Source organism: Marinilabilia salmonicolor JCM 21150, from assembly GCF_000259075.1.
Taxonomy (GTDB): Bacteria; Bacteroidota; Bacteroidia; order Bacteroidales; family Marinilabiliaceae; genus Marinilabilia; species Marinilabilia salmonicolor.
In genome coordinates this window covers 1-17,759 of record NZ_AJKI01000020.1, presented here as the reverse complement: position 1 = coordinate 17,759, position 17,759 = coordinate 1, and the positions used below count along the sequence as shown (strand labels likewise).

General features: G+C 39.6%; 13 protein-coding genes and 1 tRNA gene. 9 read left to right on the top strand and 5 right to left on the bottom strand.

The annotated features are described in order from the left end of the window. Positions 1–100: 100 nt before the first annotated feature. On the top strand, positions 101–6,847 hold the full coding sequence (locus tag W7W_RS0110965) for an aminotransferase class I/II-fold pyridoxal phosphate-dependent enzyme (RefSeq protein ID WP_010663807.1): 6,747 nt from the start codon (positions 101–103) through the stop codon (positions 6,845–6,847). 78 nt (positions 6,848–6,925) lie between these two features. Here W7W_RS0110965 and W7W_RS0110960 read toward each other — a convergent pair whose 3' ends face one another. Further along, complete coding sequence (locus W7W_RS0110960; protein ID WP_010663806.1) at positions 6,926–7,960, bottom strand: DUF4097 family beta strand repeat-containing protein; 1,035 nt, start codon at positions 7,958–7,960, stop codon at positions 6,926–6,928. Between the two features lie 91 nt (positions 7,961–8,051). Between W7W_RS0110960 and W7W_RS0110955 the strand changes: the two genes are divergently transcribed. The 4 genes from W7W_RS0110955 to W7W_RS0110940 all read left to right on the top strand — a co-directional run bounded on the left by W7W_RS0110955 (position 8,052) and on the right by W7W_RS0110940 (position 11,418). Continuing rightward, a complete protein-coding gene (locus W7W_RS0110955) occupies positions 8,052–9,332 on the top strand; it encodes a S28 family serine protease (RefSeq protein WP_010663805.1) in 1,281 nt (426 codons plus the stop codon). Between the two features lie 365 nt (positions 9,333–9,697). Further along, positions 9,698–9,979 carry a hypothetical protein gene (locus tag W7W_RS0110950; protein ID WP_010663804.1) on the top strand — a complete coding sequence of 94 codons (282 nt, stop codon included), beginning with the start codon at positions 9,698–9,700 and terminating at the stop codon, positions 9,977–9,979. A 228-nt stretch (positions 9,980–10,207) separates the two neighbouring features. Then, on the top strand, positions 10,208–10,405 hold the full coding sequence (locus W7W_RS0110945; protein WP_010663803.1) for a hypothetical protein: 198 nt from the start codon (positions 10,208–10,210) through the stop codon (positions 10,403–10,405). Between the two features lie 122 nt (positions 10,406–10,527). Next, a complete protein-coding gene (locus W7W_RS0110940; RefSeq protein ID WP_025007185.1) occupies positions 10,528–11,418 on the top strand; it encodes a patatin-like phospholipase family protein in 891 nt (296 codons plus the stop codon). A 1-nt stretch (position 11,419) separates the two neighbouring features. Here W7W_RS0110940 and W7W_RS0110935 read toward each other — a convergent pair whose 3' ends face one another. Both W7W_RS0110935 and W7W_RS0110930 read right to left on the bottom strand, forming a co-directional pair. After that, on the bottom strand, positions 11,420–12,646 hold the full coding sequence (locus W7W_RS0110935) for a hypothetical protein (RefSeq protein ID WP_010663801.1): 1,227 nt from the start codon (positions 12,644–12,646) through the stop codon (positions 11,420–11,422). Positions 12,647–12,900: 254 nt separating this feature from the next. Beyond that, complete coding sequence (locus tag W7W_RS0110930) at positions 12,901–13,572, bottom strand: flavin reductase (protein ID WP_010663800.1); 672 nt, start codon at positions 13,570–13,572, stop codon at positions 12,901–12,903. A gap of 250 nt (positions 13,573–13,822) precedes the next feature. Here W7W_RS0110930 and W7W_RS0110925 point away from each other — a divergent pair. Then, positions 13,823–13,897: transfer RNA gene (locus W7W_RS0110925), tRNA-Pro, on the top strand. Between the two features lie 307 nt (positions 13,898–14,204). Here the strand turns inward: W7W_RS0110925 and W7W_RS0110920 are convergent. Both W7W_RS0110920 and W7W_RS0110915 read right to left on the bottom strand, forming a co-directional pair. Then, a complete protein-coding gene (locus tag W7W_RS0110920) occupies positions 14,205–15,344 on the bottom strand; it encodes a hypothetical protein (protein ID WP_010663799.1) in 1,140 nt (379 codons plus the stop codon). A 345-nt stretch (positions 15,345–15,689) separates the two neighbouring features. Then, positions 15,690–16,616 (bottom strand): hypothetical protein, encoded by a 927-nt coding sequence (locus tag W7W_RS0110915; RefSeq protein WP_010663798.1) that lies wholly within the window; start codon positions 16,614–16,616, stop codon positions 15,690–15,692. Between the two features lie 193 nt (positions 16,617–16,809). Between W7W_RS0110915 and W7W_RS0110910 the strand changes: the two genes are divergently transcribed. The 3 genes from W7W_RS0110910 to W7W_RS0110900 are packed head-to-tail and all read left to right on the top strand — an operon-like array spanning position 16,810 to position 17,727. Next, positions 16,810–17,253, top strand: coding sequence for a DUF6557 family protein (locus W7W_RS0110910; protein ID WP_010663797.1), 444 nt, complete (start codon positions 16,810–16,812; stop codon positions 17,251–17,253). A gap of 55 nt (positions 17,254–17,308) precedes the next feature. Further along, the gene (locus W7W_RS22065; RefSeq protein ID WP_025007183.1) at positions 17,309–17,488 is read left to right on the top strand and encodes a hypothetical protein; all 180 of its coding nucleotides are present in this window, start codon (positions 17,309–17,311) and stop codon (positions 17,486–17,488) included. Positions 17,489–17,529: 41 nt separating this feature from the next. Continuing rightward, positions 17,530–17,727 carry a hypothetical protein gene (locus W7W_RS0110900; protein ID WP_010663796.1) on the top strand — a complete coding sequence of 66 codons (198 nt, stop codon included), beginning with the start codon at positions 17,530–17,532 and terminating at the stop codon, positions 17,725–17,727. Positions 17,728–17,759: the final 32 nt, after the last annotated feature.

The following is a 17,759-nucleotide window of genomic DNA, read 5'->3' as shown; positions in this document are numbered from 1 at the left end:
TTTCGGGCAAGTTTAACGCAGTAAATGGTGCTTTATGGACAAACACTAATTACAGGACAAAAGGATATTTATTAACCGGAATTTTTAATTGACATTTATTATGCAAATCGAAGGAGTCCCCAAAGCTTTTCTACGACAAGAGGCTCGTGAATACATCGACCTTTATGCCTCGCTGGGAGAACGAGCAGAAGTGTTTCTGCCGAATTTTGTCTTCGATAATTTAAAGGCTTTTGTACGCCTTTGTTATGAAGAACCCAATGATCCTGCACGACAACAGGCCGAGATTCAGAAGTTTCTCCTTAAGTTTCGGGAGGAAATTCCCGGGTATTCGGATATTGCTCTGATGCTGTATCCTCACGAGGACTCAAAGGCATTTATTTATAACTCCCTGAAACAGGGCTTTAACCGCCGTTTGGGATATTTCGCTGACCACGATATTGTCAACTCTCAACAGAAAAAATGGATTGAAAATATTCGAAATGCTCATGATTTTTCAGTGGGAACTCCTCCTGTTACTGAGAAAACCATTGATTTTCTGGCTAAAGTAATTATTGGCGATGCTCCTGTTGAACTTCGTCGTTTCCGGGATGTTATAGGCGTTATTGGAGACATCGATGAAGCCCACTGGAATTACCTGATGGATACTCTGGAGCAGATGATTAACCAGAGTACGCATTATACCACTAAAGCTGAAAAAAGTAACTTCCTGCATCGTACCGAGTGGGCAGTCAACTTTAAGGGGCTTAACGGTCTGATACGAACCGTTGTTTCCGGAAATAGCGATACTGCTGTAGAATTGATCAAAGGCGAAGTCTTTGGTAACAGTTCTGTGCGCGTATTGGAGAATATAAAGGGAGACGAACTCTACGAACAAATGCTGGATGATACTGCAAGTGTTTTTGTGGTGAAAGTAAAGCATATGCGCAAAAATATGTTTGCAGGGTCCAAATGGTTCCCGCTTATTTCCCGCATTGTGGTAATTGATGATTCGCCCGAATCGCATGCTTCCAATACCTCCCTTGTTTTTAGTTTCCACAACGGTGTTATTAACACCCTGAATAAGGTTCATACCAAAAAACTCGGGGCTCCTGCCAATACTCAGCTCAACCTCCGGTTGATCCTCGAGAATGTGAACAACAAAAATCTGGAGGAATTTAAGGAGCTGCTCGATAAGAAAATTGAAGATTACAATCAGGAACTTGACGAAATAAAAAAAGAACAGCTAGGGCAAACCAATGATCAGGTGAAGAATACCAATCTGTTCAAATTTGATTCATTTTCTCGTCAGATTCTTAAGGATCGATATTCCCTGGCACGTCTTCGCGACTTTATTCAGTTTATCCAGAATACTGCTGCACCCGAAAAACGGGAAAAGCAAAACGAAGAATTGATCAATACTTTTGAAGATCGGATTCGTAAATATTTCTATTCGGATACTCCTGCCTTGCAGATTGCTACGATCCTTGAAGGAGGTGGGCGTAACCAGATTCGTACCTACGGCGAGTACCTGCTGCAACGTAAAGTAAAACCCATTGATGATAAAATACTTGATCGTTGCAAGACAATCATCAACTTTATCCCAGACAACTATAAACGAACTCTTCACAACCATTTTCACAAAAATTTCGGGGTAAATCTCTTTATGGAGAAGTATCAGAAATTCATTGCAAAAATTGACAATGAATCTGATAATAAAGGGAGGTTCCGCAATGTGCTTATCGATCTTGGCGTTTATAAGGATTTTGAAAATCTCAGCGAAGAAGACCAGAAAGTTATTAAAGGATTTATCAGTGATCTTGGAAATCTGGACAAGACCTCTATTTCTGATGATGTGCAGATGATTATTCGCGATTTATTGTTTTACCGCGATAAGAGTCCGAAGCCATATATCATCTACAATAAGGTGCTTGCATGGGAATATACTGATCTGTTTTCGGACGATAAGTTTTATATCAATCCTTTTGATATTGAAATTGAGAACCTGGAAGATCAGCGGATTGATTATGAGCGTTTGCTGACAAAACTTTCCCGCATAAAGAATACCCTGCAACTTTTTGATGCAAGCGGAAACTTGTGGGATAGGTTCTGTGAGAATGTGACTATTATTATCAATGATCCATCTAACCCAACAGGTTACAGTGATTTTAATCGTGAAAGCCTTATTGAGTTTCTTAAGTTTGTCAACAACAGTAAAATTACTTTGTTGCTCGACGAGGCTTACACAGACAGTGTGAAGGTGAAAGAGGAAATGATGCCCAAATGGAGATCTATTTCCCGTTACATTTTCAATAACGAGAATGTTTACTCTAAAATGCGGGCTGTATCGTCACTTTCTACCACCAAAAACCTGGCAGGATCGGGCGATCGCCTTGGTGCTCTTGTGGCTACCCCTGCTATGAAGGAGGTTATTGATTATTCGCGTAAACGTAATCAGGCTGTCAGAGGCAACAGCAGTTCTCTTTACTTCCTGAATGCCGTGCTTGAGGTTGGTCTGAAGGCAAAAGCATTGAAGGACAAGCTGGAATCGAGATTGCCTAAAGATGCCAGTCGAAGCCGGATTGTCAACCAGATTGAAAGTTTTATCGTAGCCTCACTGGCTGATGAAGGTAAAAAGAAAACGGCGGCCGGAGATCCGGTAAGGGCCGGATTTGAGGGAAGTCCGATGCATTTGTTTTTGCTTGACGAACTGGTGTCGCTTGCAAAACTTGATATTCTGGGCCTCCCCGATGACTTTAAATACAAGGATGTGCCATTTTATATCTATTATGGTGGTGAGCTTGTAAAAGGTCTGAACCGTTTCAGAATCAACAAAAACTTCAGAACAGAGTCGAATCTGCGATTAAAAACTGCAGCCGGAATTGCTGAAGAAGTAATAAAAGAGTTGGAGGTTGAGGATGTTTCCATTATTCATTCTGATGGTTCTTATTTGTTTAACCTGCTGTTTAAGAATTTCGGAAGCTATAACGATCTTGAAGACTTTGCCAAGAAAATTGCCGGTGAAAGGGGAATTTCAGCGCTTCCATATCGCACCGGAGTGGTTCGCTTCTCTTTGGGTGGCTTCATCGAAGGAACTGCAAAAAGTTATGAAGTCTTTGAAAGTGAAGTCCGTACTGCATTTACCCTGTTTCTGAATTATTGGAAGAAATTGCAGGCTGCTCGTCAGGCTGAGCCTAAAGCCGAAGTTCCAATCTTGATGAACGAAATTTTGAGTTCGGGGAAAGATGCTGAATTCCTGAAGGCGGTTTTTGCAGATTATGAGAACGTACGCGATCTTACCAAAAAGGTCAATCAGTCATTACTCATCAACGAGAATCGTTCGCTATACCATGCATCACCCCAGGTGAGTGGTGTTTCAATTACCACAATCGGAGATTCTAAAAACTCAGTTATTGAATTTCAGGGGGATGTAGGTGATTGCCGCGATGTGGAAGAGTTTGTGCGTAGTAGCGCATTTACTAAAATATATGAGAATTTACTTCCGCAGATCTATAAAAAGATTCCTCAGTTGAGAAATCTTAACTTCAATATCGTAGCATCTCGCTTTAGCAAAGCTACCATATTGAAATATATTAATAATAAGAAAACATTCCATCCGAACCATTACGTATTGGATGACCCGGAAGAGAAGAATATTATGCGTGAAATCCTTATAGAGATGGAACGCCTTCTGTTCTCCGATACCAAGATGAAGATTCTGACGCTTCAGGCCAGTGGAGATTATTATATGGATGTTGCGCGTCTGGAGGGTGTTAATGCTGTGTTGAAAAAGCACATTCAGGAAATTCTTCTGCACTTCAATCTTCCGTTTGAGCAGGCTACCATCGAACCCAGTCGTCGCGAGATGATTCGAATTGCCTGTGATCTTTTTGAAGAGGTTACAGGCCTTGAGGTCAAAGATCTTGATTTGGAAAGGTATGTCAGCCACTTTGTGGAGACATTGCGACAGGATGAGAAGTTTTCTGAAATTGGCATTTCTGGCCGCAGCCTTGGGTTTATTGCTGATGTTGTAAAACGTCGTGTTTTTGAAAGTGACTTGTCGGTTAGTGATCAGGTACTTTACCTCTATTTGCTGAAGAACGATAACAGTTTCTTCAACCAGGTTACGAAAAAACTGCAATTTCTTCAGGATCGTATCAATAGTACAGATGATGCTGATCTTAAGATTTTTACCGAAAATATCCTCGCCGATATTTTGCCCCGGGAAGTGGATGACATCATGAATTATATCCTTCGTAAGAAAGATATTAAAGTGGACGAAACCCGCCTGGCTGAGGTAACTCAGAAAGTAGTTGGGTTCCTTATTCTGTTGCAAAATCTGTCAAAAGGTACCGATTTTTACCATAAATACACGCACACGCTTATTAAAGTGCTGGATACCTATTTCAGAAGACAGAACAGTGACGTGAATCAGATGATTCAACACGGTATTACGTTGTTCCGTAATTTCGAGATCAAGGATAAAACCCTGAAGGAGTTTAATGGAGGATCCCTCAACTGGATCAATGACGTGATGACCAAATGTGGGGTAATCTCTGTTGAGCAATCGGTGCAGCGACATACACGCATCTCTACTGATGCCAAAAAACGTGAATATCCTTTCCACAAAATTGATCGTGGTGATGATGAGCCCATGTACCTGTTGGATATGAATCGTAATAAGTCGAAAAATGATTATATCAAAGCGCTTTCGACCAAGCCCGATTCCAAATTCTTTGAGCGAAGGCTGGCACGCTTTGTGGCCAATATGGATCCTGATGATTATCGCTGTAAAATAATGAAAAGCGGTGTCGTTACCCAGTTGATTATTTTCCAGAAGGGATATATTAAATATCTGACCGACTTCTTCAGGTTAACTCAGTATAAAGATATTTCACTTGAAGAGGCCGAGAATTTTGTGCCTGATGTATTCCTTTTGCTGGGAGCTCCCGAGAAGGTGATTTCATTCCCGCAGGTTGGGTACTTCGACATCAAAGGCCCGCGTGGTAACATTAAAACGCTTGTAACTCCGCTTCGTAAGGAAGCCGACTATTTTGGTGATGTGAAGAAGCCATGGCTTACCATGATGAATGAGCGCGTGAAAGAGATGGGTGGTATTCCCAAGCACGGTTCGCTCTTTGCCATCGAGTTGGAAGATGGTTCCATATTCGTTGTGGAAGTGGATGGTGATAGTGGGGTAGGTAAGTCCGAAATGCTGGCAGGTCTTACGCTTAAGTGGTTGGAACAGAATCTTCCCGGCGTTCGGTCCATTAAGAATGTGGCTGGTGATATGTACCACGTATTCCGCGACAAGGAGGGCAATATCTATGGGTTTGGAACTGAGGAGGGAGACTTCTCACGTGTTACCGACTTCGATCCGGAATATATTAAGTACTATAAATATCTCTTTGAGAGTAGTGCCGACAGTAATGTGGAAGATCTGAACTCCAGGAGCACGATTAGCGGCCTGTGTGAAATTCAGATGCCCTACAAGATTGATATTATTCTTACTGCTCACAATTATTCCAAAGAGGAAGCAGGTATTACCAGAGTTAGTAATCCTGAGAACTTCCTGCTTTACATCGATTCGCATGGTGAGCGTAAAGAGAAAGCAACAAGTCAGGATGGACCTCACTTCCAGCGTACTCTTTCGCGTTACACTGCCGATAAAAACATTGTCGAGGTACTGTCACAACATGGAAATTATCTTGATGATGTGCTTGATTGGGAAATCGATCCTAAAGACGGGAAGTATTACCTGGCATCTTCATATAAGATGATGGATAAGGTGGATGTTGAGAAAGTGGTGAACCAGATCTTTGTGGGTAAGAAAATTCCTTTCGAGGATGAGAAGTGGCTTGTGACCGAAGTGAAATTCGATATCGTGAAAAACCGCTTTATTGCTCATGTGGAACTGGATGATCAGATTGAGGATGTAATTCTTTCAAGAAATATCTTTAGCTCTATATTCGATTCATTGGCCAGTACTCCTGCCGGACAGCCGTTTATTGCTCAGGATAATCAGATAGAACAACGTTACCAGTTGATTGATGTGCTGAGTGGTGGCTCCGACGGTAAAGGAGAAGGTGCCAAAATAGAATGTGGTATCGTTTCTACCGAGATCGGAAAGAAAGGTAAAGAGATTATGGGACCACAGAAAGCTGCCCAGTCACTTACCAACCTTATAAAGGAACTGCGTGCCAACAGCAGTGAAATCAACGACAAGAAAAACCACGTCCGAAGAATTGTACGTGAGAAGTATGGTCACATTTTTACCAATGGGCAGAGCAGTAATGAACTGTGGAGATACAATTTCTATCTCTACCAGTTAGATAAAATGATGAAAGCCGAATTTGTCAGGATGGATGATCCTTCAGTTTCTGTAGATATGAGCGGGGTAAATATGTTCTGTCCTAAAGATAAGAAGGAAGGGTTCAGCCCGCTTTTGGTAACTCCTAATCTCAATATTGAGTTGAGTAGCTTTGGGGAAACCTGTAACGAACTGATGAGTCTTCCCAACTATCCTGATTTTGCCCAGGAGTTTCTTGAAGATTCCGGCAAGCTATATCAGGCTAAAGGATACAATGACGAAACGATGATCAATAATATGATCACCCAATTGTTGCTAATGGATGGTTACATCGAGTTCGACGACCTGATGAAGGGACGAATTACCGAAAAGGTGAATCGTGAAACCATTGCGGCAGCCAAATATGCAGTGCTTAAAGAGCTCGAACGCCGGAAAAAGGGTGGGGCAAAAGACGCTGCTGCAACGAAGGCTAAGGCCTCTCAACCCAAAGGTCAGCCTGCCGGTGGTATGAAAAATGACGATGCAAACAAAAGTCAATCAGGAAAATCAAACAAGAAGTAATTCCTGATGGGACTTAGAAATAAAAAAGCCGTTCTCCCGAATTTGGGATGAACGGCTTTTTGCTGTTTAATAACTCTATTACTTATTAACCAACGTGAATCTTTGCGCTCCGTTGTTTGATGAAGTTGAGATTAGAATTGGACCTTTGCCCTCTTTTAGCTTTTTCTTTTTCGATTTTCCCGGGATGTAAAGAAAACCGTAATTGGACGCCAGATCAAAAGTGAGTTCATTAATGTCGTTTCTGAGTTCCATTTCGATTCGTCCTTTGGTGGTTTCAAAATAGGCATTTTCCGTAAGCAGAATGTTCTTTCCCACCAGGTTGCCTGAAATGGATATCAGACGCATGGCACCTTCAACATCCGTCAACCAAACATCTCCGTCATCATTGGCTGTTTCTAATGATCCCTTGATATTATTGATGGTAATTTCTCCGGTTGAAGTTCGCAACATCAAATCTCCATCCAGGTTGTTAATGGTTTGGGTTCCGGTATTGCTTTGGGTGTTAATTTTACCTTTCAGGTTCTTAAGAGTCAGGGCTCCTGCGTCAGTAACAATGGTCGTGGTTGCATCAATATCTGACAATTCAATGTCGCCCTTGGTGGAACTTGCAGATAGCTTACCAGTCAGGTTGTTCACGTTGATACCTCCGGTGGAAGTTTTGAAAGAATAATCTCCTGTTAAGTTTTCCACAATTATTTTTCCATAAGAGGCGTGAGCATTTACTTTGCACTCTTTCAGGTCTGAAGCTTCAATGTAACCCGAAGCTGTTTTGATTTTAATTTCGGTGCCGGCAGGTAGTTGAATTTCAATTTCCCCCGATTTGGTGGATACATGCTCTGAAGGAACAGCCACCGATAGGTTGAGTTTGCCGGCTTCGGTCTGGTCGTTGATCCCAAAACCTTCAACGTCTTTGGAGGCTTCAATGAAGCTGTTTACCGTTATTTGCTCGCTGGCAGATGGTTTCAGAATTACTTTGCAAAAGTCTCCTTTAATTTCAACCGATGTAATATTGTCGTAGGTTTTTGTTGAGCGGTGCACCTCTTTTAAAGGTGCTGCAACAGAAATTAAACTGAAAAGAAAGAAGAATACTGATAGTGTAGAAAGATGCTTCATGGTTTATTATTTTTATTAACTTATATCATTACAAAGAAAAACATTTTGATGTAATTTTGACCTCTCTAAAGATTTCATTTAACGTAGGAAAATGGCAAAAGTTATACGAATTTCACTTCTGCTGGTAGTTACCGGTATTCTCTCTTTTTGTAGTCTAAAATGGAAATCGGCGACCGAATTTATTGAATCACGGCCTGCATTTTCTTCTTCTGAGGAGATAGAGCCGGACTCAATGTATTCCAATGCATGGCTGTTATGGATTAATCAACCATTGGATCATCATAATCCCGAAAAAGGATTCTTTAAACAACGAGTCTGGTTGTCTCATAAATCCGAAGAAGCCCCTGTGGTATTGATTACAGAAGGTTATATGGCTCCACAGAATTTCACATCCGAACTTGCCTCATTGCTGGAAGCCAATCAGGTGGTGGTTGAGCACAGGTATTTTGGAATGTCTGTGCCCGATTCCGTCAGGTGGGAGTATCTGACGGTGGAACAGGCGGCTAACGATCATCATCGTGTTGTTGAAGCCCTGAAGGAATTCTATAAGGGCAAATGGGTTAATACCGGAATAAGTAAGGGCGGCCAGACTGCTATGATTCACCGGGCTTTTTTTCCGCAGGATGTTGATGTTACTGTCTCTTATGTGGCACCATTTAATCTGGAGCGTGATGACCGAAGACTGGTGGCGTTTTTTGACAGTGTGGGCACAGCCGAACAGCGAAAACGAATTGCGGCATTTCAAAAAGAGGTTTTGAAACGCAAGGAGGAGTTGATGCCCTGGTTTAATGATTTGATTACACAAAAGGATTATACTTTCCGAATGGGGAAGGAGCGTGCGTTTGAACTGTCAGTTCTTGAATATCCATTTAGTTTGTGGCAATGGGGCGGACCGGTAGATGAAATTCCCGAACCGGGTGCTGATGCGGAAGTGCTTTTTGCCCACCTGCATCAGGGTAGCGATTTTGGCTATTTTTCCGATCAGCAGTGGGAAGAAATCGGACCCTTCTTTTATCAGGCATACAGAGAGCTCGGGTATTATCCATACCTGGCAGCTCCTTTGAAAGATTTTTTGGACGAAATAAAGGAAGATACTGTTTCCAACGGTTTTATGGCTCCGGACGTGGAAAACTTATCTTTTGATGAACAAGTGCCTTTTGAAATATTGCGTAAGCTGAAAAAGGTTGATCCTGAAATGATTGTGATTACCGGCGAGAATGATCCCTGGAGTGCAACATCCCTTGAGAATGAAGGGTTTAGTAAAATGCTGAAAATTGAAAAACCTGGAGGTTCTCATCGTACCAGAATAAACAATTTACCGGATTCCTTAAAAAACAGGGTGATGAGTCAGCTTGAAGTGTGGTTGAATTGACAGACACTTTATAAAGTAAAAAAGACGGCCCAACGTTTTGGGTCGTCTTTTTCTTTTTGAACATGGGTTACTTGGGTCAGGCTGCGCTTTTTGGGTTAAAAAAAGCACAAGCACTTTCTGACACACACAAATTTAAGAATTTATCACTCCGATGTTACTCATTAATGCTTAAATGATTGTATTCTTTTATGAATGTTCGTTTTTTTGTGATAAATGAAAGTGATTTTGTGTGTTTCCGGTAACGAAATGAACCTGGAGCCTTTTTCTTATTATAACTACTCACAAAAGACTTTTTATTCAACCGGTATTGTCTGAGTTCAAAAAAAACTACTAAATTTGAAGAAGAATCATAAAAACAGATAAAAATGGCAAGTATTCGTGATTTAAAAAAAGACATAAACTATCTTGCTTCGGAGATTGTTACTGAAGCTTATGTTCGTAAAATGATATTTGATCAGATTAAAGAAGAGGATTTTAAAAAAGTGGTTACTGATGCTATTGATTTTCGGAATGATGTCATTGCCAAGGTAAATCATCCTGATGGAAAAGATGATCCGAAAAAAGTTAAAGCATTTTTTAAAGGTATCAGAACCGAAATGGATAAAAAGTTTTCCGAATTGGTCGAAGCCGTTAATAACCTGAAATAATCTGATTTTGATTGTTTGTAAAGGCCGGTTACAGCATTGTTTCCGGCCTTTTTGCTTGAAATCCATTATATAGCAATCACTTATAAGTGTTTGTCAAAAAAATGAAGATCATCTGCTCTTTTTTTGAATCAAAAAGCACTTTTCTGCGTACAAGAAATTAAACTTATTGATTGTGGAGTCAATTAGGTTATTTACGGAATCGGTTTAATTTTTTAATTTAATGTACCTATGAAAAAAGTTTTTACCAAACACTTTCAGTATACCGGATTGGATGATTACGATATGTCTCTTGATGATCAAATGAATTCATTTTTGCAGGAGGAGGAAATTACTCCTGAACAGATTCTTGATCTTGAGTATTCGTCGCATTCAAGCCAGGGAGTTAACACCTATTCTGCATTGATTATGTACTCAGTGGAGAAATAAATGAATGAGACATCGTTTTTACAGGTTCGTTAAAAAGGGAAAAACAAATTGGTTGTTTTTCCCTTTTTTGATAATTTTACCTTTTCATTGTAAATCAGAAGTTTTACCTAATGATCAATAGGATGGGTTGGTTTAATTGGTTCTCTAAAGAGAAAAATAAATCTGAGGACGCAGACCCCGAAAAAGTTGTTGTCCCGATTGAAAACAAGTACGATCATGATATTGGTATTGCTCTTAGTGGTGGCAGTGCCAGAGGGTTTGCCCACATTGGCGTACTCAGGGCGCTTGATGAAAACGGGATGTCACCCGATATTGTTTCCGGAACCAGCATGGGGGCCCTGATTGGCGTGCTGTATGCCGCCGGTTACAGTCCCGATCAGATTCTTGAAGTTGTGAAAAAGGAAAAGATTTATAATTTGGTCTCGCTTCGGATTGGGCAAAAAGGCTTTTTTGAGTTGGATGCTGTAAAAAAGATTCTCAAAAATAAAATTGAGAAGGATGATTTTTCTGCCCTTAAAAAGCCTTTTTATTTGTCAGTTGCCAATATTACCGATGGAAAAAATGAGGTCAAAGGAGAAAAAGGTCCCCTTATTGATTTTGTTCTTGCTTCATGTTCCGTTCCGGTAATAATCTTGCCACAGGTGATTGACGGTGTTACCTACATTGATGGTGGTTTGTTTGACAATCTTCCGGCCCAGTCTATTAAAGACAAATGTCAGACTTTAATAGGGGTGCATGTGAATTACAACGGCCCCATGAAGGACATAGAAGGGATGAAAGATATTGCGCAGCGTGCTTTTAGTCTGGGAATTGAGCAAAATGTGGTTGAGAGTCGTAAACTTTGTGATTTTGTAATCGAACCGGAAGAGATGAAGGGGTTTACCTTTTTCGATTTTGACCGGATAGATGATCTTGTGGAAGTAGGGTATAAAGCCACACTTAAATTGATAAAAGAGGAACTTGCTCCGGTGCTTAAAAAAGATAAGATTGAAGAGCAGGAAACTCAAGTCTGAGTTATCGCAAATGTAACCAGGCACCAAAAAGTTTATCCCCGGCTGGGTCAACAAATGGGATGAATCCCTTAATGGGCTTGCCGTCAAGTGTTTTGACCGGGTGACTTGTGGCCTCTTTTTGGCAAAACTCTTTCCATTTTTCTTTAGTAAAGATGCCGGTTTTCCACATTCCTTTTGCTTCGGAATGCATCTTTTGCTTAAAAAGAACATTGGCATATCCCATGTTGTATCGCAGATTTATCTCCAGACAGGGTTGTAACTTTAGCTTTCCGTTATCATCAACGAATATTCCGTCAATTCCAGCAGGACCTGTGTATTGCTTGTTGAGTTTTATCTCTGAAATACCTTTGTACAGAAGACCGGAGGCTTGTTCTATGGCCTCAGATATCAACTTCTTATCCTGGAGCATAGGCGAGGGAGATTCGGGGTCTCCAATGGCGCAACCGGCAAATTGGCCTGATGCCTCCGCGTAGAAAAAATTATGTCCCAGAAAGCTAATCTCATCCGGATTCATATAAAATTGAAAAGATACATCCTGAATTTTTTTAAGCATCTTTTCAACATATATCTTTCCCTGTTTTTTTAGCATTCCTTTTATCCATGGGGATTTTTCAGGGGCATCTTCTTCAGTTCGTATTCTGAAAAGGCCCCTCCCTGATGCACTGAAGGGTGTTTTGACAATCAGTGGGGGAGACAGCTCCGTGAGTATGGTCGAAAGGTTCTTTTCATCAAGAATCTCCATTGGCAAATCCGGAATGGTAATCAGGGGATATGCAGATCGGTTGGCCTTTTTTATGTCATAAATCTTTTTCAATAGCTGATAACTTGTTGCTCTGCTTAAAATATTTGCAAGATCTTTTTGCCAGATGGCAAACGGATGCAAAGACCACTCAGGGTGGCTGAACGACATCCAGGGTTTAAAATGTCTGTAAACAGCAGGACTCCAGCCCCAGGGAGAGAACCATAGGTTGTGACGGTCTTTTGAGGAGATCTCTTCCGGCGATGAAACTAAAGTGGGCAAGTTCCAATTGAAAGGTTCCAGATGCTGTATGGAATTTCCCCCTTTTTGTCTGACCAGGATGTAATCTTTTTCGTTGCCCAACAACCAGGGCAGTGCAGCCATATCCATTTCAAAATGATGCAGATGGCGGGGAGGCATGTAGGAAACTTCACCATTTGCTATGGCCATTTCGTTGGTGGGATTGAAAAAGAAAAGTCTGGAGTACATCAAAAAAATTTTGGCAAATCTACAAAACTATTTTGTACAGAGATGGCGCGCGCATGTTTATCTCATAAAAAAACCGGTTGGCTGTTGCTTCCCGGGTTTTTAATGAGTTAAACAGAGTTTGTTTTTAGTTATGTGTCTGATCAGCAAGTGCCAGTTACAAGGCTTGCGAAGTCCAAAAATACGGAGTTTACTTTTGGTAAATGAGTACTTTTCGGACAAGCGTAACGTAGTAAATGGTATTTTATGGACAGACACTAAATAGCTTTGAATTTTGATTTTGGTGCACCGCAAACCGGGCACTTCCAATCGTCGGGTAATTCTTCAAAGGGAGTGCCTTCCTTCTCGTTTTCGTAAACAAATCCGCATTGCTGGCACTCATATTTATCGCCTGTCTTTTTTGTGTCAGATGATTCCGGTTCATCAATGTGGGTTGGGGCATTGGAAGGCGCTGTCCGTTGTTTTTTTTCTTTAAATTCTGCGTAGGTCATAGCCGGTTTTGTTTCATCCAGTAATTCAGTCTGCAACACTTCGCCAATAAAAATCAGATGTGTTCCCGCGTCAACTGTTTTTACAACTTTACACTCCATCCATGCTATGGCCTCGTTGAGGAGGATGGGTACTCCTGTGCCGCCGTACTCCACATTCATCTCTTTGAGTTTATCAATATCTGCACCACTTTGATAGCCGAACTTGTCAATAACCGATGTTTTAGCTTCGTTGTGAAGAACAGAAATGGAAAAACTTCCGGTTTTTTCAATGATTCCCGTAGTATGATTGTCTTTATGGCAGCAGGCAGCTATTTGGGCCGGGCGGGCAGTTACCTGAAATACACTGTTTGAAATATAGCCGTTACCGTTTTTTTGATTGCCCGAACAAACTACATACAGTCCGTAAGACATTCTTTTGAAAGCTTCTGTGTCAATCATATTAAAATGGGTTTAGATGATTTTATTCGGTTATTCTTGAATTGTATTGTTTCTCTTATCTCAGATACGTAAAGATAATGTTTCTTAACGATCTTTTTTTTATTGATAAAAGGAAATTGTAACTTTTTTAAAATCAAAGGAGTCGTTTCTGTTCCCTCAAAAAAAACACATTTTTTGGCTTTCGGCTCTTGCAGAGACCTCCAATTTGGTTATCTTTGCACCGTCTTAAAAATAAGACCACATAATTGTTCGGGATGTAGCTCAGTCCGGTTAGAGTACTCGTCTGGGGGGCGAGGGGTCGGAAGTTCGAATCTTCTCATCCCGACTATTGAAAATGAAAGGGTTAGCGCTGTTGGTGCTAACCCTTTTTTGTTTGTGGTGCCATTATAGTGCCATTAAAATTGTGATGCCATTTTTTTTTCACCCTACATTTTTAAGAAAAGTAATCTTTGTTCTTCTATAGAGGTATGTTTTGACTGTAAACTTGTAAACCTGTAAACTTGAAGGGTTAATGTGTTAGTTGTTAATGTGTTGTTGGTTTACTGCCGGTTTACAGAGCACACATTTTGATACATCCTTATTGTAAACCCCTATTCTATCTTTTTCCGACATTAAAATATTGCTTGTTTCCATTAAGAAATTATAGCTTGAATAGTTTTAATAGACGGGAGCAGCTTTGTGTTTTCTTCACCAATTCCAAGGAGAGTATCAAAGAAGTAGTAGCTTATATCAGATCTTCTTACCAGCCAGGGTCGGCTGTATGGTATCAATCGGTATTCTGATGATTTATAATAATCGGCTTTACGTTGACATGCACCGATCACCGAATTGGTAGCGTAAGCCCTGTCCCCTCCGTTTTTAGCAAAAAATTCGCAACCTCCCTGAATTGATTTGTGGATTATAGCCCAAATCTGGCCAATGCTAAATTCTGATACCAGAGTTTTAAGAATGGTTTCCGTTTTGGCGCCGATTTTTGTGTGAAAATTTACATCCTCCATTTTGTCCAGGTAATATTCAGCAGCTTCGTAATAATTGAGCTTCTCCCAAAAATTGAGTATTTCTTCTGCTGATGCCTCAAAAAAGTCATGAGGGCTAAATAAATAGTCTGTAATGTTCCTGTCTATAGTTATAACATACTTCTCTGACAATTCATAGAAGAAATTGCCCAGGTTTAATTCTTTCAGAATATTCATTAACCATTTATATTGTGGCGATATTCTTCTTTTCATGGCGTTTAAAAGCACTATTGTTGACATATCCTCTTCAATCGAGAACTTAGCAAGTGCGCTAATAAATACCTTTTGTTCAAATGTTAATTCCGGGAATTTGTGTTCGTCTATTCTCTTTATTACATAAGGGGTGTTCACTAATCTTTCAAAGAATTGAGGATCGTCCATGTGATCTAAAAAGAACCCCGGATACACGGTATCCGTATTTGTGTCTTGAGTGCAGTCTAGATCTCTGTTTTCCTTGTCTGATAACTTTCTTTTGCATAGTGGACAGTACGGGGTGTCATAACCTGTATTGCCCATTTCAAGTTTTTTATGAGCATATACACTGCAATCCGGACAAACGATACCATAATCTATGATAGGAGGTAGGCGCAACTTTATTAGATTGGGTCTTACCTTTTTTAAATTGTATTTCTTTATGAGGGCATTTCCATATAGACCATTTTCGAGGTAATCCACACGCAAATTCTCGAGTTCTTCAACTGATAGATCTGACAAATCGGGATGAACTTCCGGAGGAATCGATTTTATCTTTCGCATAAATAGTGAGTTTTTGGAAGCCCACAAAAAAATGTGGGTGTGAACCTCCGCTATATCTAATCACAGAAGGTACGACCAAGCACCTGAAAGAATTAGATCAGCGAAAGGAACACACCCATATCAGGTGCGTTCACTTTCTGGCTCCTCTCTTTCAGTTAAAATTGGTCGTTTTTCTGTGGAGAAGCTTTAGTGACGCAATGCCATTATCTATTTAGTTTTACAAAAATAGTAAATCCCTGATTATTCATTGGGGCTTTTGAGATTAATTTCAGCGGTTGAGCATTTGTTCCCTTATGGTTTTTAGGAACAGGAAAACAAAAATGAGGAATATGATAAGGCAGCGATCTATTGATTAGGATTTTTGAATTCTATCATCATTTCTTTAAACATGGGGTTAAACTCAACTATAACATTATCTTTTTTGATAGTTGTCGTTAATATGATGTCAAAAGTTTCCTTTGTAACTTCTTCTATTTCCTTAAGGCTGTCCAGAATGATTCTTAACTCATCTGATAAAATGAATGTGTAAAAATCATTTTTAAGATTCAATGATTCAATATTAAAGAAGAAACCAAGAATGAAAATGTACGATGCCAGTTCACTTTCCCGTAGTTCAAACTGGTAATTTTCAGAGTCTGACTCTTTTTTACAGATGGCTAATATTACAACACTTTCTTGTAAATCCAGATTTTGATAATCTTTTTTGCTTATTCTGTAGCCATCAAATTTCATTAAGATTTTTGTGATTTTCTTAAAATCAAAGTGTAATTCGACTTCATTCATTGATTCAGGGTGAGGATCTTTTGTTGTGATCATTTTTAAAATCTTTTCCTCCTCTAAAGCCTCTAATATTTCCATAAACACTTCTTTTTTTAGTTGGTGTTTATACTGATCTAATTGGACCATGGTATTGCTTATTTTTATATGTTTATCAATCTCAAGCTTTTTCCCTTTAATTTTTTTTACATCAAGATTGAGCTTGCTTCGGATGGCTTTTGAAAGGCCTTCTGGTGTAAAGTCATATTGAAGTGCTGTTTCCGCTAATGTATGGCCGTTATGAATGTTTTCTACACAGGATAATAACCTAAATCTTTCTGCAATTTCCAGTGGAGTGTATTTGGAGTACTGTTTAAAGATTCTATCGAATTGTCTTTTGCAGTAATGAAAGTTTTGCTCAATTGTAGTTGAAGTGATTCGTCCATTGGCTAAAACGTCAAACTTCTTTACATAGTCAACAAAATTTTTAGCAATTTTATTTTTTTCTTCATCCATTTCATTCAGTATTATTTGTAGCAATATTATATGCTTAAATTTCAAAAAGGACAATCCAAACGGACAATTTTCAAATTAAAAGGTTATCTAATTCAATGGATTATGTAAATTTGAGTAATTGATCTGGCCGATTTTTGTCAACATGGAGATTCAATATTGTTCAGACCTATATCTCATTAAGCCCTTTTTAACGATGACTTTAAAAGATATATACCGTAAAACGACCTGGTCGTCAGTAAGGGAAAAACTTTTTTCATTTTACCCGGATCTAAAGAAAAATGAAGCCGGCTATCAAAAAGTTTATGAACAAATGCCCTTAATTCGCCCACAGAAAAGCACCTCTGAGATTTTATTAAGTTTCATTGAGGAAGAAGAGCCTGAATTCGAGTCTTTTATCAACCTATCAGCGATTGAGACCAATTCGAATCCCCCGGAATCATATAGTCCGATGTTCTCTTCCTGGGAAGAATGGATGGGAATGTCCGTTAATGAAACCACACTAAGAGATTTTACCTCTTCAGAGATCCTGGCCCATTGTCTCCTTGAAATGACATTGACCGGATTTAACCCGGAAACCAGAAAGAGAACTGAAGACGATCTGTATAAGCAAAGTCTCCAAATGTGTAAAAACGGTTGATTGCATATTGCTACCGGAAAAATGCTATAATTGGAAATAATATTAAAAAGGCGGTATGAAAAAAGAAAGGGGAAAAGAGAAGAATGATCAGTTCTGTGAGAATTCAGGAGATTCTTCAAAAAAGAATGTTCGACAAGGCTGGGATAAAGCAGCCAGGGAAGCCCATGAAAATGGAGATGACAAGTTAATGCTTGATTTTTCTGATGATTCTGAAGGGAATGAATGGACATGGTAATGCCTATGGACATTAGTCATATAAAAAAGATGTAGATCACAATGGAGAAAAATCCTGATAAGCTGTTTGAAAGATGTCATTTAAATAAAGATGTATATGACAAAGACTTCTTGCCTGTATATAAAAAATTAGGTATCAATCCTAATAGAATTTTTCAAACAATGGTACTCTTACCATTTGAAATTCCTCTTGAAAATGGAACATGCGTTACCTTAGTACATGACAAAACAGTTAAATAATTGAAAATCAATAAAATAACAGTCTAAAAATT